The sequence below is a fragment of the Gordonia sp. p3-SID1431 genome, assembly GCF_025143765.1.
Taxonomy (GTDB): Bacteria; Actinomycetota; Actinomycetes; order Mycobacteriales; family Mycobacteriaceae; genus Gordonia; species Gordonia hongkongensis.
The window spans coordinates 1-19,970 of sequence record NZ_JAMBDT010000096.1 but is presented as its reverse complement, the minus strand read 5'-3'; the positions used below and the strand labels follow the sequence as shown (position 1 = coordinate 19,970).

Here is a 19,970-nt window from a genome sequence, read left to right as displayed (position 1 = left end):
CGTCGGCAACCCACCGGTGGCGGGTGGAGCCGTCGTGCTGGTACTCCGTCTCCAACTCTTGAAAGAACTCAGTGATGTACATGCTGGAGCGATACGGGAAGTACCGAACTTCGTCGACGTTCTGGGCATCGTCGCGTCCGAGGTTGCCCACGACGAGGTTTCCAAGAGCTTCGAGGTTGCGGCGACGGAACTTCACATGGGCATTGTTGCAAGCGACGCCGACGAATGCCCACACCTCGCGCGACCCTGCGGGCGATGCCCGATCAAGACCGAGGCGTTCGACTACCAGTTCGTCGGACCATCCGGGTAGCGTGTCGCAAGGGTCGGTTCCGAACTCGGCGGCCATGCCGTCGGCGGCAGGGAGATTGCACGCCCTGGTGGTTCTCGATCAATTTCCCACGGTGTATAGCGTGGACTTGCGGCGTTGAAGGTGTGCTGCAGGAGGATTTCCATCAGTGAGTTGAGTTGCCCGACTCCTTTGAGCCCGTGGCGTCGGTATGACTCATTCGCCTCGTAGACATCTGCGCGGCACATGTGCTGATCCGCCTCAAGCGTTCCGCGGTAGAGTGAGGGCATTCTCGAAGCCACTGACGAGCGCGAGTCAGATCTGTTGCCGGAGTGTCCTGTCTGCACGTAGCTCCTTCAAGGTGGGCGCCATTCAAGTGGCTCCTCGCCGAATCCCAGGTCAGGCAACAGGCTGTTTGATCGGATTGTGGACCACTGCTCGCGTACCAGGTTGCGCGCCGAGCTGAGATCGCCGTCGTTGGAATCCTCAGAGTAGAGCGATTCTGTCGCGAACTCGGCGGCCCCGCCGGTGTAGACCTCCCAAATCGCGACGGCTAGCGCGTGTGGAGTCACTGCTCTGAACGTGCGGCTCGTGCTAAGAATTCTCGCAATGGAGATCGTGAGATCTGGATTGGCAAGTTGAAGCCGCCGGCGGTGGTAATCGATAGGAGGCGGGCCGGTGAGCAGTTCCCGGGTCTGGTTCTCGATCTGATCCAGGGTGTCGGTCCAATCGCCGCTGCGCTTGATCTGGCGGATGAGTAGTGGTGGGTAGCGCGAGAATTCGTGAGGCAGTCCTAGCGCGAAAGCGATATGGCCCCAAGGTCTCGCGGTCCCAGACCGTGCAAGGAGCATGGAAAGGACGGCGCGATCCTTCGCAGTCGTGTAGTCGCGGAATCCCGTCCAGTGAACTTGAGGTATCGACGAGAGAGGAATGTGGTTGCCCGGGATCTCGTGGGCCGTCGGATAACGGGCACACCCACTAGCAACTCGAAACGTCAGTTGTGCCGTCGGCGATAGCTTTTCGGCGAGCGGGGTGATGGCGAGGTGGCCGATAACCGCATTCGTCCGACTACGGGGCAAATCTCGGCCGTCCCTGAGAAGCCAGGTTCCTGGAGTAAGGACGCTCTGCTCTACGGCGAGCGAATGAGCCGCATGAACGTCCTCCTCGCAGAGGATGGACTTTACCTTGAGGAGTTGCTCGAGGCACGCGGCGTCAGGGTCGCTTGCTGCTTGACAGCTCATAATGGGCTTGCCCAGCGTCAGAGCCGCGTCGAAGTATTCGCGTGTACTGAACCGCTGACCGCCAAAGCTGTTCGTCGAAGGCTCTGATGCACCGCGTGCGAGTTCGAGAATCCAAACCTGAGCTTCAACGATCTCGGGGGCAACCCTACGGAACTCGACGTCGCGCAAGTCGTGGCCGCAGTATGCGTGTCGAGTTCTTGGTGTTCGGGGGCGATTGTCGCGCTGCGGACAGGCCCAGTTGGGGTCGGTGCTATTGGGCCAACTCGTGCCCGCCCACGGCGTCTCGGCGCACCGAGGGCAGTTGGTAGGCATCAAGATCGCATGTTCGACACAGACGCGGTGTAGCGGCAGTGACCATGTCGAGTTCCAGTATCCTTGCTGAGCAAGGCATTCGGGACAGTAGGAAGGGTCGAGGGGCATCGATTCCGAAGACTTACCGTACCGTTCCCAGTGCGTGCGAAATGCGGAAACAGCCTCGGATATGAGTCCTGCCCGGAGGTATCGGGCTCGTTCGTCCGGTAGCCCCACCGTATCCACAATCAAATCACTGTGCTCAGCGATATGCGCAGAGACTCGTGTGGGGGACCAGGCACTCGTTGGAATCCCGAGTTCTCGGAGTAGCGCGCGTGCGGTGAGTCCGTAGCGGTGGCCGAAACGGCGCAGCCAACTCGGTGCGGTCTCATCGTCCCTGGGGGCGACGAGTATGGGAAGCCGCCGCGGGTTGTACCCGTCTGGTATCGCAATTGCGGAGGGTAGTTGCTCCGCGTCGGTTCTCTCACCTCTTGGGAGTGGTGAGCCGCTGAGCGGCATTGTCAACGACGACCTCCTCCAGGATGCTCGCAGTAATTTGCTCGGTGCCCGTCTTAATAGCCAGATAGGCGGCCCGATCGAGCAGGTTCGTCAGTGAACCGATGTGCCCTTGCGTTCGGCGGAAGAGTTCCTTGCCGAAATCGGATAGTGTCCCAGGCGTTTGCGCGGCGAGCATTAGGTGCAATTCGAGGGCGTTGAGAAGCGAGATCCAGGCGACGTTGCTGGCATCGGAGTCGGTGTTGAACGGCGCGACGCGTGCACGTGTGGCACGGCGGGCAGTCTGTGCGTACACGGCACCGTCATCGCCTCCCAGGCCCTCGTCGAAGAACTTCTTCTCTGTGAGGCGTACACCGACGTAAATGAACGTGACCGCCATTTCGTTGGCCAAGCCCTTCAGATGATTGCTTACTTCGCGACCGTGACGGTCTCGAAAGTCGATGAAGTGAAGGTCATCGATGACAATTATCTGAGTCTCGCAGCTCCGTACGCAGTCGACCGCGAGCGCACCCAAACCAGAAGTATTCGCACCAGCTACCCCCAGATGGCCATAGAAGGCGAGGATCTTTCTGTTCAGGCCCTTGAGGGTGATTCCAGCATCGAGCGGGATGAAGGCGACCGGAATACGCTGATCGCCTGCGGCGGTCTCGCTGCTGAGGCGGCGAATTGCAGTTCGATGGAACTGCCTTGCGTAGCGGATGGCGATGGTGGTCTTACCGAGACCTGGCGGGGCGTCGATCACGACCGATCCGCGGAGGCGGTCGCCATCGCGACGGTTGGACGCCATGACTTGATCGATGACAGCGAAGGCGTGCGTGAGTTGAGCTGTCTTGACAGTCGGGAGGTTGGCATTCCATACAAAGCGAGCTTCGTTGTAGTCTTCGCGCTCGTCGTCGCTGAGCGCTGCGATCTGTCCCTTCGTGAGGAGTTCCAGGCTCGCGCGCGGCGGCGAATGCACGAAGTCGTGCCAGCCCACTTTTGACGCCAGGTTGTAGCGATGCGGTTGATTGTTTCGAAGCCATAGTGCCCATGGGTTACTCATTCGTCGAATACCTCATAGCTCGAATCGTCTGCACCTTGGTACTTCTCAAACACATCGAGGTCATCGTCCAAATCCCAACCTGGAGGGCGACGTTCTGCTCTCCTCGCGAGAAGGTCGATAACTCCTGGCAGTGATGCAATCTCGTCGTCAGGTTGGCCATCGCCAGTATCGCTTGCCGTGGAACGGGTGCTGGCCAGGCGTCGTGCGAGGGCGCGGTCGCGCTTGGATTTGGTGTTGCCTTTGGACCACTCATCGAGGAGGTTGCGGACGGCGTCCTGTGGGTCGACATGCCGGTTTTCGCGGACGGCCAGAAGCTTGGTGTAGTCGGCGGCGTCCGAGGAGAAGGGCTGGTCGAGTCCACCTGCGTGCTCCCAGACCAGAGGCGACCATTTGCCAGATGAGGGGTCGCGGAAGTACACGCGTCGAACATCGCCGCTGTCTATGTGGATTGGCCATTTTCTAGCCTTCGGACCACCGAAGTTGGACTTGCTATTCCGGTAAGGGTTGAGCGCCGCGCCATCGTATCGGCGCCCATCCACTTCTATGCCATAGTGCTGGATCGTGCGCCACTCCACATTGAGAAACTCGTACGCAAGGTCCGGTGAGGACGGGATGGTGAGTCCACCGGCGCGAGCCAGGCCGATCTCGTACATTTCGAGCGGTGATAGCTCGAGGCCGGGCGTCTCAGGGAGACACAAGCCTTCGTGTTTCGACCGGTGGTACACCCGAGCTGTCCACTCGCGAATTATCGACTCAAGCTCGGCGACGTAGTAGAACGCTTGACTCTCAATGTCTTCACCGCGGTGATAGACGTCGGGTCCCTTGTAGCCCGGCAGTTGCTGAAGCAGGCCGAGCCGAATGGTCTTGAAGAAGCGTTCGACAGTTGGCTTGTCTGACGCCTTCTTTACGATCGCAGGCTGAATCGAGATTCCGAGTCGCGCACAGGCGGATCTGACATGGTGCGAGAGGTAGATCTTGCCATGGTCAACAACGATTGACTCGGGTAGGCAGCCTGGGATGCTCGGAGTGGCATCGTCTGCGGTCGGGTCGTCGCGTTCGATTGCGATCGAACTAGGCACGCCGTGAAACGGCCACGCTCCGTCGTCGACCGGTTCTTGGGGCGTGACCGACTGGTGTAACACATTGGCCACGTCGATTGCCTTGGTTGAAATCGGGGTCAGGCGCAGACCGACAATGCAGCGTGTATAGAGGTCTTGCGCCACAGTGAGTTCGACCGGCACCCAACGCAGCGTGATCGGCTCCATCGCGAACACGTCGAGGCGCGTTGTGTCGAGTACGAAGTACTCTCCGGGGCGCGTGGCGCGCAAACGGCCATACGGGGCCTCCGGCCGGTCGGCGGCGATTCGCCGTGCCTTTCCGCTGCCAAATGAATAGCGACCCTTGGAGAGCTCGTCCAGCCAGCGGTAGGCGGTCGCATTGGATGGGGTGGGCGCCAGATCGGCGCCACACCGCTCGGTCAGCAGATTGTTGGCCTGGTCGATTACTATGTTTCTGCTGGGTGTGGATTCGCGTGTGTACCGATTGAGTACGTCGAGGCACGCCTCCCGCCAGAGTGGGTCGATCGGCGAGCGCTGCTTCCTTGCTTCGACGAGGCCGGCTGGTCCTGACTCTTGATACGCCTTCACCCAGCGTTTGACGGTGCGGTCAGACATGTTGTGTGCGAGAGCGACCGTTTCGGAGCTGCGACCGATAGAGTCGCCGCTGTTGTGATGCATCTCCAGTACTGCTTCGACGACGGCGAGCCGTGCGTTGTAAGTCTCTTGCTGTTTCTTCGTAAGATTCGAAAGCAGTTGTCCGGACGTCTCGCAGGGCCTGCGAGGTGCGTCGAGCGGCTGAGAAGACCTCACGAGGTGTGGAGTGCTCACCGCTCGTGTGCCGCGATCCGATTCGACTATCGACCGACTGTCGCTGATCTCGACTATGCGGACCACGGATCCGTCGATCCACACCCGATCGCCAACAGCAAGTCGATAAGTGTTGCTCATACGGCCTCGGCTCGATGGATCAAGGTGTTGTCGCCGAATGGCCGGGTGAGATCGGCCGTGAAGGTGCCCGTCCACAGAAGCTCGAGGACGATGTGTCGAGGCCGTGCAATCCGCTCGGCTGCGAGTGTGGCTTCAGCGTGCGCGATTGAGAGCTCCTCTGGAAATCGTTCGAGCACCGTCTGGAACAGGGCCGCGCGCGACTCGCGGCGAGCCTGAGAAGCGAATCTGATGTTGTTGATCAACGCCGAGTCCTCGCCGGTCCAAACCTCATAATCGGCGGAGAGGCGCTTGGACACCACCTTGGTCCACGTGAACACGGCCTTGACCTCGTCTTTCTGCGCGATTCGTGGATTCTTGACGTCCACGACCAAATATGACCCATCAGCCCGCGTCAGTAGGAGATCGGGACAGTGGCGTCGGCCGGTACCTCTGTCGTCGCCGGTGATCCAGAAAGGTTGCGCCGTGATCCAAACGACTTCGGGATCGAAGTCGGCAAGCAAGATGCGGTCGCGTTCGAGAAGGCTTTCGTAAACCACGTGGTCGGCTGTTGTACGGGTCCAAAAAAGACCTGGATAGTGGCGTTGGCCGGCGTGGGACGGTGGCAGGCGCACTGGCTGGGCTCGGGCCATCGAGCTGATCGAGTGATCCCTGACCTGACTGATGGTCTCGTCACCGGCTTCGGTAACGAAGCGAATCTCGGTCGCACCGATCTGATCAGGCATTTTGCTATCGTGCCGCATGACAGCCCGATGAGAACGATGACACGCCTATGACAAGCCGATGAGAAAATGACACGTTCGGTGAGAAGCTACAACCCCGTTCGCTCCTGGCATAAATCGCCCGGGAACAAGATTCCTGCCACCTGGGTTGAGTCGGTCAGACTTAACTCTGGAGGTTTCATGTCGCAGACATATTCACTGCCGGTTCTCTTCGTTCCCGACGTCGTCGTCCTGCCCGGCATGGTCGTGCCCATCCCGCTCGACGATGCCGCACAGGCCACGGTCGACGCCGCCCGGGCGAGCGAGACCGGGAAACTGCTGGTCGCCCCACGTCTGGACGACCGGTATCCCACCTACGGTGTCATCGCGTCGATCGTGCAGGTCGGCCGTATCCCGGGCGGCGGCATGGCAGCCGTCGTCAAGGGTGAGCAGCGCGCGCAGATCGGGACCGGGACACCCGGTCACGGTGCGGCGCTGTGGGTCGAGGTGACCGAGGTCGACGCCGTTGACGCCACCGACGAAGAACGTGAACTCGCCGGCGAGTACAAGAAGCTCGTGCTGGCGATGCTGCAGCGCCGCGAGGCATGGCAGCTCATCGACGCCGTCAACAAGATGTCCGATCCGGCGGATCTCGCCGACACCTCGGGCTATGCGTCGTGGCTGTCCGACGAACAGAAGCGTGAGCTGCTCGAGACGCCGGTGACCGCGGCGCGGTTGCGGCTGCTCATCGAGTGGACCGGCGATCATCTGGCCGAGTCCGAGGTGACCGAGAAGATCGCCGAGGACGTCCGCGCGGGCATGGACAAGCAGCAGAAGGAATTCCTGCTTCGCCAGCAGCTCGCCGCCATCCGCAAGGAGCTCGGCGAGGACGAACCCGAGGGCGCCGACGACTACCGCGGCCGCGTCGAGGAAGCCGACCTGCCCGAGAAGGTGCGCGAGGCCGCGCTCCGCGAGGTGGGCAAGCTCGAGCGTGCCAGCGACCAGTCGCCGGAGACCGGATGGATCCGCACCTGGCTCGACACCGTCCTCGACCTGCCGTGGAACACCCGGACCGAGGACTCGACCGACGTCAAGGGCGCGCGCGAGATCCTCGACGCCGACCACCACGGCCTCGACGACGTGAAGGACCGCATCGTCGAGTACCTCGCGGTGCGTGCCCGTCGCGCCGAACGCGGCCTGCAGGTCGTCGGCGGACGCGGGTCGGGCGCCGTGATGGTGCTCGCCGGTCCTCCCGGGGTCGGCAAGACATCGCTCGGTGAGAGCGTCGCCCGGGCGTTGGGCCGCAAGTTCGTGCGCGTCGCCCTCGGCGGTGTGCGCGACGAGTCGGAGATCCGCGGCCACCGGCGTACCTACGTCGGTGCGCTGCCCGGCCGGATCGTGCGGGCCATCGGTGAGGCGGGATCGATGAATCCCGTTGTGCTGCTGGACGAGATCGACAAGGTGGGCTCGGACTACCGGGGCGACCCGGCCGCCGCGCTGCTCGAGGTCCTCGACCCCGCGCAGAATCACACCTTCCGCGATCACTACCTCGATCTCGATCTCGACCTGTCCGATGTGCTGTTCCTCGCGACCGCCAACGTCATCGAGAACATCCCGTCGGCCCTGCTCGACCGTATGGAGCTGGTCACGCTCGACGGGTACACCGAGGACGACAAGGTCGCCATCGCCCGCGATTACCTGCTGCCCCGGCAGGCGGAGCGGGCGGCGCTGACACCCGACGAGGTGACCGTCACCGATGCGGCGCTGCGGGAGATCGCGGCCAACTACACCCGCGAACCCGGTGTGCGGCAGTTCGAACGGCTGCTGGCGAAGGCGCTTCGCAAGGCCGCGACCAACCTCGCGGTCGAATCGGGAGACGGGGGAACCGCGACGGCGCCCGTCATCATCGACGAGCCCGATCTGCGCGACTACCTGGGGCGTCCGCGCTTCACGCCGGAATCGGCGGAGCGGACGGCGGTCCCCGGTGTCGCAACCGGTCTCGCGGTCACGGGCATGGGCGGCGACGTCCTGTTCATCGAGGTGAACGCCACCGAGGGTGAGCCGGGTCTGAAGTTGACCGGCCAGCTCGGCGACGTGATGAAGGAGTCGGCGCAGATCGCACTGTCGTACGTGCGGGCGCACGCCGAGCAGCTCGGCGTCGACCCGAAAGCGCTCGACAAGACCATCCACGTGCACGTTCCGGCCGGGGCCGTGCCGAAGGACGGTCCGAGCGCCGGCGTCACCATGGTCACCGCGCTGGTGTCGATGGCGACGGGACGTCAGGTGCGCAGCGATGTCGGGATGACCGGCGAGGTCACGCTCAACGGGCGGGTCCTGCCGATCGGTGGGGTCAAGCAGAAACTGCTTGCCGCACAACGCAATGGGCTGAAGACCATCTTCATCCCGCAGCGCAACGAGCCCGACCTCGACGACGTGCCGGCCGAGGTGCTCGACGCCCTCGACGTGCGGCCGATGACCGATGTCGCCGAGATCGTCGCGCAGGCGCTGGAAGTCGCCGTCGACGCGCAGGTCTCCGCGGCCTGATCCCGCGCGCTGTAGCCCAGGCCCAGCCAACACCCCGGTGGTACGTGGACGATCACGTTCCGCCGGGGTGTTGGCGTCTGTCAGAAGGGTGGCGGGTCGTCGGGCGTGTCGGGTTGATGGCTGGCTGCCTCGGCTCGGGCAAGTCGATCTGCTTCGCGTTGTGCCTTGTTGCGGGCACGTTCTTCTCGCCGCTTCGCGTGTTTCGCGGCGGTGCGTTCGGTGATCGTGCGCGGTTGTCGGCCTTGTTGTTGTCTGCCTTGCCGTTCGGGCACGATGATCCGCGGTGTCGGTGGGGCTTTCGCGGCTTGTTCGAATCGGATGCGCCGCAGGTTGGGGAAGAGGTCTTCGAGGGTTTCGGCCTCGCCGGGGATCACAAAGCCCTCGGGCGTGACGTATTCGGTGACCAGGCGGCCCTCGTCGTCGCGGTACTGCACATCGGTCCAGTCACCGTGGGTCTTGTGCAGATGACCGGGACGGCATTTGGCGTTGAGGTTCTCACTCGAGGTCGCACCCCCGCGTGCCGGCCGGGCGTGGTCGTACTCGGCGACGTGATCGACATCGGCGGTGAATGCCGAACGCGTGCAACCCGGCTCGGTGCAGTAGCCGTCGCGCACCCGCACGAACTCCGCGCACGCACTTGTCGGACGATACGGGTCACCAGGCAGGGCAGCCGGGTAGACCACCACGACCTCCGACGACACCGGCTCCGCCGACGATGAGGCCGAAGTCGGGGGCGTCGACGCGTCACCCGCGCCGCCGGCGTCGGTGTTGGTGTTGGTGTTGGTGTCGGCGTCATCTGTAGCCTGCTGTGGCGCGGCGATGTTCGCCGTCCGCGTGGGCTCGTCGTCGTATCCGCCCTCGCCGGCGACGACCTGCGTGGGTGGTGTGCGGATGGGGGTGACCGGTCTGATGGTCGCGTCGGGCCGGGCGGCGAGGTCGCGCACATGCTCGTCGGAGATGACTCCGTGCCCGTCGACCCAGCCGGGTCCGGACCCGCCGGCCAGGGTGTCGGCGTCGGTCACCACGTGAATCACGATCTCGGTACTCGCCGCCGAACCTCCAGGATCGACAGGTGTTGTGGTGCAGTCGGATTGTCCGCACGCACAGGTGAACGCTGTTCGGGTGAGCAATGCGTACATGGCGTCGGACTTTCGTTCCCCGAGGGTGCGGCCATCCCGGTCGCACACTGATGCGGCCAACTCCCGTACCGAGGCGTTGGAAGCTCGGATGTTCTCGGCGGCCATGACCGCGGTGATCTCACCGGTGCCGTCACCGTGGTTCTCGGTCCACACGCCTCGTTTGTCGAGCGCTTCGCGGCGCCGTTCCCGGACGGCGTCGGCGTCGTGGCCGAAGACCAGGCGGTCGATCATGTCGCGCAAACCTGACGTCGACCACGACCCGGACCGGGAGCGCAGCAGGTCGGCGATCGACTCGTCGAGCACCTCGATGATCCGGCGGCTGGCGGGGTCGTCGGGGTCGAGAAGGTGATCATCGGACACCAAATGCGTGCGGCCGATGATCTCCCGGATCTGGTGCGGCCCGATGATGCCGTCGCGCAACGTCTCCAACACCCGCGGCAACCGGTCACGCAGACACAACGCCTCGTCAACCAGCATCCCCGCCCGGTAGCGGGTGATCCCGGCCTCCCGCGAGACCCGGGCGACGATGTCACCGAAACCGTCGGACACGTAACTGTTGCCGACCGTGGTCAACAGCCGATCGCACAACACCAGGATCGTCTGGTAGCGGCACCACGCCAGATACGACTCGCCCGCGCGGATCGACCCCAGACGCTGCATATGGGTGGCGGTGTCGGCATCGGCCGGACAGGCAGGATCGACCCCGGCGAGGAACTCGCCCGGCAGATCCGTCCATGCCCCCACAGTGACTCCCCCCGAAGTCGTTGCCATCCCGCCTGGTTGACCGGTCCAACTGATACATCCAAGGTAGACCCGACCACCGACAAGAATGCTCGGTCGACGAGCAGTCCTCGACATCTGGCTATGGTCGGCGGCGCAGATCACGTCGAATTCGCTGGGAGCGGGGACATTTGGTCGCCAGGCCCTTCGTGACGCGGCCCGGCCGCCGTCGTGGATCACGAAAGAAAGGTTGTGCGCGGCGCGAGCCCTTCTACTGCTCCCTGAGGAGCGAGCTTGCGGAGGCCGTCACGAAGGGTCTTGGTGAGATGACGTCGCCACCCTTCGAGGCTCGTCGCTAACGCTCCTCGCACCTCAGGGAGCAAAGGGAGGGCATCGCAGACCAGCGGTTTCGTGGTTCTTTGGGATGAGGGAGCAGAGGGGGCGGCTGCGCTTCTCGCAACTCAGCTCAGGGAGTGGAGCGGAGGGGCCGCGGCGGCGTGCACTCAGCCACCCAGCGCTCGCGCGAGCAGTTCCACGTACCGGTCCACATCGTTCATGACATCCGGGCTCGTGGTCACCGAGATCGCGATCCGGTCGCCGATCCCGTGTACGCCGTGAGTCAATCCCTGAGCCGGCGACAGCGCGGGAAATCCTGTGGTGAAAAGGATCTCACCGCCGTCGAGGTCGAGATCGGCGGCTCCGCGGTTCACCGACGAGACCACGGTGACGCCGGTGACCGTCGCCGGCGGGGTGTCGAGATCGAACGATCGGATCCCCCATCGGGTCAGGATCGCCGGTGTCGACTCCGACGCCCGACGCTGCGCGACCCGCAGCGGCTCCGCCTCGGCTGCTCGAGCGGCGGCGATCTCGGCGCCGATGAGTCGTGCGCGCTCGCCCAGATCGTCGACGTCGACGTGCAGATCGATCCCCGCGTTGCGAAAGTGATTGCGCGCTCGACGTTCTCCGCCGCGCCCGACCGTCAGCTCCGCGCCGTACCGTCGATCCCGGTCCCCCAGATACTCCGGGAACGCGACCGAGATCGCGGTGAGTACGGCGACCGTGACCGGCACTCCGGGTCCGCTGAGTTGATCACGCGCGACGACCAACACACGCAGGGTGCGCCGCGGTCCGGGTGGGACGTTCAACCGAGTCGGCGCATATCCCGCCGTTCCCGGCACGGATGCCGAGGCGAGCCGCGCCGCGCGAACCCCTCGCCACGCTGTCGTGACGAACTCGCCGGGGAATCGAAGCACTCCGCCGAGCGCCGTAACGGCGTCGACCATCAACTCGCGGAAGGGTGAACGCACCTCGGACACCGGTCGTCGTGGAGGCGCAGGAGCCGTGAACCAGTCGCGCGCGATCCGTGACATCCGACGCCCGTCGCCCAGGGCGTGACAGACCTGGAGCACGACGACGACCACCGGACCCGTCGCTGCCGGGACTTCGGCGACCGGGCCGAAGAGGTGCGCCCGCCACGCCTCCCGCGTGGGATCGAGCGGCTGGGCGATGAGCCCGGCGATCTCCGTCAGACACGACGACCACGTGCGGCTCGACGCGTCCACGCGGACCTGGTCGTCGGCGGGCCGGACGGATTCCCAATACGGGCGGTCGGCGGTGCCCGGGACATCTCGTATCCGGAGGCACAGATCGTCGACGTGCGCCGCCCGCAGCCGGAGTCGCGCCGCGCAGTCCTCGATCGAACCGCGCGGCGCGGCAAAGCAATACACCAGGAACTCGTCGTTCGGGATGCGCTGCGACATCCAGTACGACACCGCGTCCGCCGCGGCCATCCGGTGCATGGCCGCCAGCGTAGCGGCACGGCGTGCTACTTCTGTCCGGCGCTCCAGGCGTACGGCAGGTCGGTGCCGTTGAGCACGTGGTCGCCGACCGCCTGCAGCTTGAAGATCAGCGGGTTGTGCACCGAGATCACCCGGGCGTTGCGCCAGTGGCGATCCAGGCGCAGACGCTCGGAGGTGATCGACGCGCCGCCGACCTCGAAGAGCTGCGTGGTCGCGTCGAGCACGGCGGGGATGACGGCGGCCTGGGCACGGGCGACATCGAATTCGACGCGGTCGAGGAGCGCGGCGTCCTCCCAGCCGGCGAGCGCGAGCTCGTCGAGCTCGTCGGCGATGTCGAGGACCAGCGTGCGCGCGGTGTAGGCCGCCGCCGACAACCGGCCGATCACCTGCTGCACCAACGGATCATGGCGCGGCAGGTCGGCGGTCGAATGCGTGAAGGTGCGCGTGCGGTTGCGCACCCACTCCACGACGTCGTCGGTGGCGCGTGCCGCGATACCCGCGAGCACCGAGAGCTGCACGAGTTGCAGATACGACGTCGCGTACGTGCGCCCCTCCCCGCCGTACCCCGGGCCGAGGACACGCTCGGCCGGCACCTCGACATTCGCGAACTCGGCGGTGCCGCTGGCGGTCAGGCGCTGACCGAAGCCGTCCCAGTCGTCGTGCTGGGTGACGCCGTCGGCGTCGGCGTCGACGAGTACCGAGACCCGCTCACCGTCTTGGTCGGCGGCGACGAGGATGTGGTCGGAGTAGAGGCTGCCGGTGCTGTAGTACTTGGTGCCGTCGAGCCGGAACCCGCTGCCGTCGGTACTCGCCGGATCCGGGGTGAGGCGCGTCTGGTACCGGTCGATGGCGCCGACGCCGGGTTCGGTGATCGCGTTGCCGACCAGCGTCCCCTCGCCGACCTTGCGCAACCACTGCTGCGCAGCCTCGTCCGGGAGGGCGGCGAGCTGGTCCTCGACGAACGACCAGTGCACCCGCAGGGCCTGCGGGAGATTGGACTCCGCGGCGGCCAGCTCGATGAGCAACCGGAACAGCTGACGGATCGACGCGCCATAACCGCCGAATTCCACCGGCACGCGCAACGCGCCGAACTTCGCCTTCCGTAGCCACGCGACCTCGTCGTATGCAAGCCTACGGTCGTCCTCGCGCTGCACGGCGCCTTCGGCGATCCGGTCGAAGATCGGTGCGAACACCTCGTCGAGACGCTCGTCCGTCGTTCCGGTGGCGGGCCGGTTGATTTGCTCGGTGGACGGCACAGTGGACGTCATCGGGGGTCCTTTCGATCGCAGACTGGTCGGCGACAGTCTGGTCGGCTCGGCACCGGACGACCACGGTTGCAACCGCGCTGACCGCAACGCTGACGTTCTGGGCGCGTGCACCGCACACTGGCGCTCCGACGCTCGTCGGCCACCTCCGATGAGACCCCGGTCACGCCATGTGTCAATGTTTGGTATGCCAACAACGCTCGTTGATATCGATCCGACCACCCCCGTCGTCGTCGGCGTGGGCCAGGCATCGGAACGCCTGACCGATCCCGGATACGAGGCGCTCGGCGAGGCCGACCTCGCCGCCCGGGCGGTGACCGCCGCATTCGCCGACTCCGGAGGCGACGTCGCCGGGTCGATCGACACGATCGCCGCGATCCGCTCGTTCGAGATCTCGAGCCCGTTGTCGTCGTCACCGCTGGGCCGACCGGACAACATGCCGCGCGCGGTCGGCAACCGGATCGGGGTGGACCCACGCCGCGCCGTGCAGGCCGTGACCGGCGGCCAGACCCCGCAGACGATGCTCACCGAACTCGCGGCGGCCATCGCCGCCGGCGACTCCGAGGGGGCCGTGGTGTTCGGCGCCGAGGTGATGTCGACGGTCCGCCACCTCATGTCACAGCCGGAGGACCAGCGCCCGAGCTTCGCCGAGGAGGTCGGTGGACAGCTCGAGGACCGCGGCTTCGGGCTCAAGGGCATCATCTCGGTCGCCGAGATGCGGCACGGCCTCGCGTCGGTGTTGCCGCAGTACGCCCTGCTGGAGAACGCCCGCCGGCACGCCTCCGGCCTGGGCCGCGATGCCTACATCGCCACGATGGGTGAGTTGTTCGCACCGTTCACCGAGGTCGCCGCCGCCAACCCGCACTCGGCCGCCCCGACGGCGCGCACCGCCGACGAACTCGTCACCGTCACCCCCGAGAACCGGATCGTGTCCGATCCGTTCACCCGGTACATCGTGGCGCGCGATCAGGTCAACCAGGCCGCAGCCGTGGTCGTGATGTCGGTGCGGGCCGCGCAGGCCGCCGGCGTCGACCCTGCGAAATGGGTGTTCCTGCACGGTCATTCGTCGACGGTGGAACGCCCGGTCCTGGCTCGCCCCAAATTGTCCTCCGCTCCTGCGGCTCCCGCGGCGGTGCGGCATGCGCTGCAGGTCGCCGGGATCGGGCTCGACGACATCTCCGTCGTCGACATCTACAGCTGCTTCCCGATCGCGGTGTTCAACGTCCTCGACGGGATCGGCATGTCGCCCGACGATCCGCGCGGACTGACCCTGACGGGTGGCCTGCCGTTCTTCGGCGGGCCGGGCAACAACTACTCACTCCACGCGATCGCCGAAGTCGTCACCCGCGTCCGGCGATCGCCGGGTGACTACGGTCTCGTCGTCGCCAACGGTGGTGTGCTGAGCAAGCATGCCGCGGGTGTCTATTCGACGACGCCGGCACCGTGGCCCCCGGACACCAGCGGTCCGGTCCAGGCCGAGCTCGACGCGGTACCGACCGTTCCCACGATCGCCGACGCCGACGGCGCCGCGGTCGTCGAGACCTACACGGTCATCCCGCAGAAGAACGGCCGCCGCACCGGTGTGGTGATCGGCCGGCTGGTCGATCCGACCGTTCCGGAGGGACTCGGCGCCCGCTTCGTGGCCAATCTCGATTCCGACGACGACGAACTCTTCGACCTCCTCCTCACCTCCGAGGACCCCGTCGGCACGCCGATCGTCGTGCGGTCCTTCGACAAGGGCAATCGGGTGGCCCTGACCGCCGCGGCCATGAACTCCCGGCATCCGGTCGTCGCGCCGGCGTTCCGCGACTCCTACGAGCACGTCGAGATCCGTCGCGACGGCCGGCTGCTCGAGGTGACCATCAACCGGCTCGATGCGCGCAACGCGTTGAACCCCGCGGCGAACGCCGAACTCGACTCGATCTTCGAGGCCTACTTCGCCGATCCCGACCTGTGGGTGGCGATCCTGACGGGCAAGGGCGACAAGGCATTCTCGGCGGGCAACGATCTCGCGGCGACCGCGGGCCCCGCCGCCCTGTCGGTGCCGAAGAACGGGTTCGCCGGACTCACCTCGCGGCGCAGCCTGCCCAAACCGGTGATCGCGGCGGTCAACGGCTTCGCGCTCGGCGGCGGCTGCGAGATCGCGATGGCCTGTCACATCGTCGTGGCCGACGAGGACGCATCGTTCGGACTGCCCGAGGTGAAGGTGGGTTTGGCGGCCGCCGCGGGTGGTCTGGTCCGCCTGCCGCGGATGATCCCGCCCGCGCTCGCACGCGACATGATCCTGACCGGGCGTCGGATCTCGGCCGCCGAAGCCGCGGCCGCCGGACTGGTGAGCCGGATCGCCCCCGCCGGAAAGGTTCTCGAGACCGCACGCGGCGTGGCCGAGGAGATCCTGGCCGCCTCTCCGACGTCGGTACGGGCGTCGATCGCCACCATGGAACAGTCCGACGCCATCACCGACACGGTCGACGCCGTCCACGCCAGCACCTCGGTGCTCGACTCGCTCGTGATCAGCGGCGACACCCTCGAAGGGATCATGGCGTTCGTGATGAAGCGGACGCCGAACTGGAAAGGCCACTAGAGACTCATCGAAGACGAAAGCGCACGGAAAACGCGCGGATGGTCGTCGGATGCTGAACACTTGACGGCGGCCACTCCGCGCGCTCCCGCGTGTGGGTGGCCGCTGTTTCGACGTAACAGTCGTGTCCAGAAAGGCGGCACACCATGTCCGGTAGCAGTGAGGCGCGCGGAACCAAGTCCTCCAAACGCACACCCCCACCACCGTCGTACCGGGTCGATCCCCCCGACTGGACACTGCCGCGGGGCACCATCGTGCTCCTCACGATCGCCGGCCTCGTCGTCGCCATCGGCGGCATCAAATCGGTGGCGTCGCTGGTCGGTCCGGTCTTTCTCGCGCTGATGCTCACCGTCGCCGTCCAACCGGTCCCGAACTGGTTGCGCAAGAAGGGCTTCCCGCGGTGGGCCGCCTTCGTGACGACGGTGCTCCTCGTCTACGGAATCCTCATCGGGCTGTTCGCGGCGCTGGTGTTCTCCGTCGCACGCCTGGCATCGATCCTGCCGCAGTACGACGACAAGTTCGACGACCTCGTCACCAGCTTCCAGAACTTCCTCACCAGCCACGGCGTCAGCCACGACAAGGTGCAGGACATGATCTCCCATGTCGACACCAGCAAGGTCGTCGGTGCCGTGACCGACGTGCTGAGCAGCACGTTCAGCGTGGCCTCGGCGCTCGTGCTCGTCCTCGCCCTGCTGCTGTTCATGGCCGCGGACTCGGTCGGCTTCGACGACCGGATGAACATCCTGGACCGGATGCGCCCCGACATCGCATCGGCCTTCCGTTCGTTCTCGCAGGGGACACGTAGCTATCTGTGGGTGTCGACGGTCTTCGGCCTGATCGTCGCCGTGCTCGACAGCGTGGCCCTCGCATTGCTGTCCATCCCGCTCCCCATCCTCTGGGGCCTGCTGTCGTTCATCACCAACTACATCCCGAACGTAGGCTTCATCATCGGTCTGGTCCCACCCGCGCTGCTCGGGCTGCTCGTCGGGGGGCCCACGAAGATGATCGTCGTCATCGTCGTCTACAGCGCGATCAACGTCATCATCCAGTCGGTCATCCAACCGAAATTCGTCGGCGACGCGGTCGGATTGTCGACCACCCTGACCTTCCTGTCCCTGCTCTTCTGGGCCTGGGCGATCGGGCCGCTGGGCGCGATCCTCGCGGTGCCGCTGACCCTGCTCGCCAAGGCCTTGCTCATCGACATCGACCCCGCCACCCGCTGGGCAGACGTGCTGCTGTCGTCGGGCGGGCAGCCGAAGAGCCCGGACCCGACCGAGGCGGGGACATCCGACGACGACACGAGAGAACCCGCGAAGACCACGGGCACGAAGGGTGAAGATCCGCCACCCGGATCGGCCCCGGGCGTCACACTGGAACCGGAAACGTGAGGCGGGCTACGCACCGCGCCGATCATTGGGTAGATTCCCTTTCGACCCCAATCTGACCACAACCGTTTACAGATAGGTTGCGCACCGCTCATGGACATGAACTGGTCTCCGGACGACGCTGCGTTTCGCGACGAGGTCCGCGCGTTCCTCGACGAGAAACTGACCCCCGACCTACGCGCGGCGGGCACGCTGCGCACCAGCGTCTACTCCGACCACGAGGCCTCGATGGAGTGGCAGGCGATCCTGCACGAGCGTGGCTGGGCCGCTCCCGCGTGGCCGGTGCAGTACGGCGGATGCGACTGGTCGCAATCCCAGCACTACATCTTCAGCCGTGAGTCGATCCTCGCCGGCGCGCCGTCGCTGTCGCCGATGGGCATCCGCATGGTGTCGCACGCGATCATGGCGTTCGGCACCGACGAGCAGAAGAACTTCTTCCTGCCGGGCATCCTCGACGGCAGCGTCTTCTTCTGCCAGGGCTACTCCGAGCCGGAGTCCGGCTCCGACCTCGCGTCGCTGTCGATGGCCGCGGTCGACGACGGCGACGATCTCGTCGTCACCGGTTCCAAGATCTGGACCACCCACGCCTCCGAGGCGAACTGGATCTTCTGCCTCGTGCGGACCTCGCGCCAGGAACGCAAGCAGCAGGGCATCACGTTCGTGCTCATCGACATGAACTCGCCGGGCATCGAGGTGCAGAACCTCGTGTTCGCGTCCGGCGAGCAGGTGCAGGCGCAGGTCTTCTTCGACGGCGTGCGCGTGCCCAAGAAGAACGTCCTCGGCAAGATCGACGAGGGGTGGACCGTCGCGAAGTACCTGCTCGTCTTCGAGCGTGGCGGCGGCGCGGCCGCCCCGGCGCTGCAGGTCATGGCCGAGCAGCTCGGCCGGGACGCGGCGTCGGTGACGGCGCCGAACGGCGGCCCGCTGTCGGAGGATCCGGCCTTCGCGGCCAAGCTCACCGACCTGCAGGTGCGCGCGAAGATCCTCGAGGTCCTCGAGTACCGCGCGCTCGCCGCGATGAGTTCGGGCAAGGACCCCGGCTCCATCGCGTCGATGCTGAAGATCCTCGGCACCGAACTGAGCCAGGAGATCACGACCCTCAGCCTGGAGGCCGCGGGACCGCACGGACGGGTCTTCCAGCCGCACGCCACCAAGCCGGGCGGACCCATCTTCCAGTACACCCCGCCCACCGACGGCTACGTCAGCGGCGAACCGTGGCAGGCCGTCGCGCCGCTGCACTACTTCAACGACCGCGCGGGCTCGATCTACGCCGGCAGCAACGAAATTCAACGAAACATCCTCGCCAAAGCGGCTCTGGGTCTCTGACGGGTCACAGGAGATAACCAATGGACTTCACACTCACACCCGAACAGCAATTGCTGTCCGACGGTCTCGACAAGTTCCTCGACGCGCGGTACGACCTCCAGGTCAGCCGCGACGCCGCGAAGGTCGGCGAGGGCTGGCAGCCGAAGATCTGGAAGGCCTTCGTCGAGGACCTCGGGGTCGTCGGCGCCTGTCTGCCGGAGGACATCGGCGGATTCGGCGGCGGCCCCGAAGAACTGATGGTCGTCACCGAAGCGCTCGGGCACGCCCTCGTGGTCGAGCCGTTCGTCGACACGGTCGTGCTCGGTGCGGGCCTGCTGCACGCGACCGGTAACCCGGTCGCCCTCGAGGCCGCCGCTCGCATCGCCGAGGGCGAGGCGCTCAGCGCACTCGCCGCGCTCGAAGACGGCTCGGGCGGGGTCCTCTCCCGCATCGAGACCTCCGCCGACCGGGACGGCGACGAGTGGGTGCTCAACGGCACCAAGGCCGTCGTCACCACGGCGCCGCTCGCCGACTACCTGATCGTCAGTGCCCGCACCGCAGGCGAACCCCACGATCCCGCCGGCGTCTCGCTGTTCCTGATCGATCTCGCCGACGGCGGGCCGACGGGGCTCGAGCTGCACAAGCTGCGCACCATCGACGACCGCCAGGCCGCCGACATCACGTTCACCGACGTGCGCCTGCCCGGCGACGCGCTCATCGCCGACGAGAACGCCATCGAGATCCTGGAGAAGGCGTGGGACACCGCGACCGCCGCGGTCGTCTCCGAGGCCGTCGGCCTGATGCGCAAGGTGTTCACCGACACCGTCGAGTACTCCAAGCAGCGCGAGCAGTTCGGGGTTCCGATCGGCAGCTTCCAGGTGCTGCAGCACCGCATGGTCGACATGCATCTCGAGCTCGAACAGTCGGTCGCCGCACAGTATTTCGCGATCCTGTCCCTCGAGGGCTCCCCGGCGGAACGGGCGGCGGCGGTCTCGGCCGCCAAGGCCACGGTCAGTCGCGCCGCCCGGTTCATCGGACAGAACGCGGTGCAGTTGCACGGCGGGATGGGGATGACCGAAGAGCTGGCCATCGGCCACTACTTCAAGCGTCTCACCGCCATCGAGTACGAATTCGGCACCGCGGACGCCCATC

12 protein-coding genes and 2 pseudogenes are annotated in these 19,970 nt (G+C 65.8%); 5 read left to right on the top strand and 9 right to left on the bottom strand.

Translation table 11 applies throughout. From position 1 onward, the window contains the following. The 6 genes and pseudogenes from M4D77_RS19525 to M4D77_RS19505 form a co-directional block, all read right to left on the bottom strand. Positions 1-346, bottom strand: a pseudogene (locus M4D77_RS19525) (hypothetical protein); the annotation flags it as partial. A gap of 296 nt (positions 347-642) precedes the next feature. Next, positions 643-1,695: a hypothetical protein gene (locus tag M4D77_RS19520; RefSeq protein WP_020169780.1), complete on the bottom strand. Its 1,053-nt coding sequence runs from the start codon at positions 1,693-1,695 to the stop codon at positions 643-645. 159 nt (positions 1,696-1,854) lie between these two features. Further along, positions 1,855-2,337: pseudogene (locus M4D77_RS23900) on the bottom strand (TniQ family protein); the annotation flags it as partial. Next, positions 2,303-3,376, bottom strand: coding sequence for an ATP-binding protein (locus M4D77_RS19515; protein ID WP_006369929.1), 1,074 nt, complete (start codon positions 3,374-3,376; stop codon positions 2,303-2,305). The pseudogene M4D77_RS23900 and the gene M4D77_RS19515, both read right to left, overlap by 35 nt. Further along, positions 3,373-5,382 carry a helix-turn-helix domain-containing protein gene (locus tag M4D77_RS19510; RefSeq protein ID WP_079931101.1) on the bottom strand — a complete coding sequence of 670 codons (2,010 nt, stop codon included), beginning with the start codon at positions 5,380-5,382 and terminating at the stop codon, positions 3,373-3,375. The genes M4D77_RS19515 and M4D77_RS19510 overlap by 4 nt, the downstream gene beginning before the upstream one ends. Further along, the gene (locus M4D77_RS19505) at positions 5,379-6,104 is read right to left on the bottom strand and encodes a TnsA-like heteromeric transposase endonuclease subunit (protein WP_006369927.1); all 726 of its coding nucleotides are present in this window, start codon (positions 6,102-6,104) and stop codon (positions 5,379-5,381) included. Before M4D77_RS19505 ends, M4D77_RS19510 begins: the two co-directional genes overlap by 4 nt. 177 nt (positions 6,105-6,281) lie before the next feature. Between M4D77_RS19505 and lon the strand changes: the two genes are divergently transcribed. Then, complete coding sequence (lon, locus tag M4D77_RS19500; protein ID WP_078113991.1) at positions 6,282-8,624, top strand: endopeptidase La; 2,343 nt, start codon at positions 6,282-6,284, stop codon at positions 8,622-8,624. A gap of 80 nt (positions 8,625-8,704) precedes the next feature. On the opposite strand, the gene M4D77_RS19495 is transcribed toward lon, so the two are convergent. The 3 genes from M4D77_RS19495 to M4D77_RS19485 all read right to left on the bottom strand — a co-directional run bounded on the left by M4D77_RS19495 (position 8,705) and on the right by M4D77_RS19485 (position 13,550). Then, positions 8,705-10,507 carry an HNH endonuclease signature motif containing protein gene (locus M4D77_RS19495; RefSeq protein WP_259937084.1) on the bottom strand — a complete coding sequence of 601 codons (1,803 nt, stop codon included), beginning with the start codon at positions 10,505-10,507 and terminating at the stop codon, positions 8,705-8,707. A 479-nt stretch (positions 10,508-10,986) separates the two neighbouring features. Then, a complete protein-coding gene (locus tag M4D77_RS19490; protein WP_259937083.1) occupies positions 10,987-12,282 on the bottom strand; it encodes a WS/DGAT domain-containing protein in 1,296 nt (431 codons plus the stop codon). A gap of 26 nt (positions 12,283-12,308) precedes the next feature. Then, entirely contained in the window at positions 12,309-13,550 is a 1,242-nt protein-coding gene (locus M4D77_RS19485; RefSeq protein ID WP_259937082.1) for an acyl-CoA dehydrogenase family protein, read from the bottom strand. 175 nt (positions 13,551-13,725) lie between these two features. On the opposite strand from M4D77_RS19485, the gene M4D77_RS19480 reads away from it, so the two are divergent. The 4 genes from M4D77_RS19480 to M4D77_RS19465 form a co-directional block, all read left to right on the top strand. After that, on the top strand, positions 13,726-16,131 hold the full coding sequence (locus M4D77_RS19480; RefSeq protein ID WP_396266603.1) for an acetyl-CoA acetyltransferase: 2,406 nt from the start codon (positions 13,726-13,728) through the stop codon (positions 16,129-16,131). A gap of 143 nt (positions 16,132-16,274) precedes the next feature. Next, a complete protein-coding gene (locus M4D77_RS19475) occupies positions 16,275-17,516 on the top strand; it encodes an AI-2E family transporter (protein WP_259937080.1) in 1,242 nt (413 codons plus the stop codon). A 90-nt stretch (positions 17,517-17,606) separates the two neighbouring features. Then, positions 17,607-18,839: an acyl-CoA dehydrogenase family protein gene (locus tag M4D77_RS19470; RefSeq protein WP_259937079.1), complete on the top strand. Its 1,233-nt coding sequence runs from the start codon at positions 17,607-17,609 to the stop codon at positions 18,837-18,839. Positions 18,840-18,859: 20 nt separating this feature from the next. After that, the coding region (locus M4D77_RS19465) for an acyl-CoA dehydrogenase family protein (RefSeq protein WP_259937078.1) at positions 18,860-19,970 on the top strand (1,111 nt) is incomplete at its 3' end.

What these genes read in the sequence shown, in the direction of transcription:
- M4D77_RS19515 (WP_006369929.1), bottom strand. Translation starts at nt 3,376, where the DNA reads ATGAGTAACCCATGGGCACTATGGCTTCGAAACAATCAACCGCATCGC.
- M4D77_RS19510 (WP_079931101.1), bottom strand. Translation starts at nt 5,382, where the DNA reads ATGAGCAACACTTATCGACTTGCTGTTGGCGATCGGGTGTGGATCGAC.
- M4D77_RS19505 (WP_006369927.1), bottom strand. Translation starts at nt 6,104, where the DNA reads ATGCCTGATCAGATCGGTGCGACCGAGATTCGCTTCGTTACCGAAGCC.
- lon (WP_078113991.1), top strand. Translation starts at nt 6,282, where the DNA reads ATGTCGCAGACATATTCACTGCCGGTTCTCTTCGTTCCCGACGTCGTC.
- M4D77_RS19490 (WP_259937083.1), bottom strand. Translation starts at nt 12,282, where the DNA reads ATGCACCGGATGGCCGCGGCGGACGCGGTGTCGTACTGGATGTCGCAG.
- M4D77_RS19485 (WP_259937082.1), bottom strand. Translation starts at nt 13,550, where the DNA reads ATGACGTCCACTGTGCCGTCCACCGAGCAAATCAACCGGCCCGCCACC.
- M4D77_RS19480 (WP_396266603.1), top strand. Translation starts at nt 13,726, where the DNA reads ATGTTTGGTATGCCAACAACGCTCGTTGATATCGATCCGACCACCCCC.
- M4D77_RS19475 (WP_259937080.1), top strand. Translation starts at nt 16,275, where the DNA reads ATGTCCGGTAGCAGTGAGGCGCGCGGAACCAAGTCCTCCAAACGCACA.
- M4D77_RS19470 (WP_259937079.1), top strand. Translation starts at nt 17,607, where the DNA reads ATGGACATGAACTGGTCTCCGGACGACGCTGCGTTTCGCGACGAGGTC.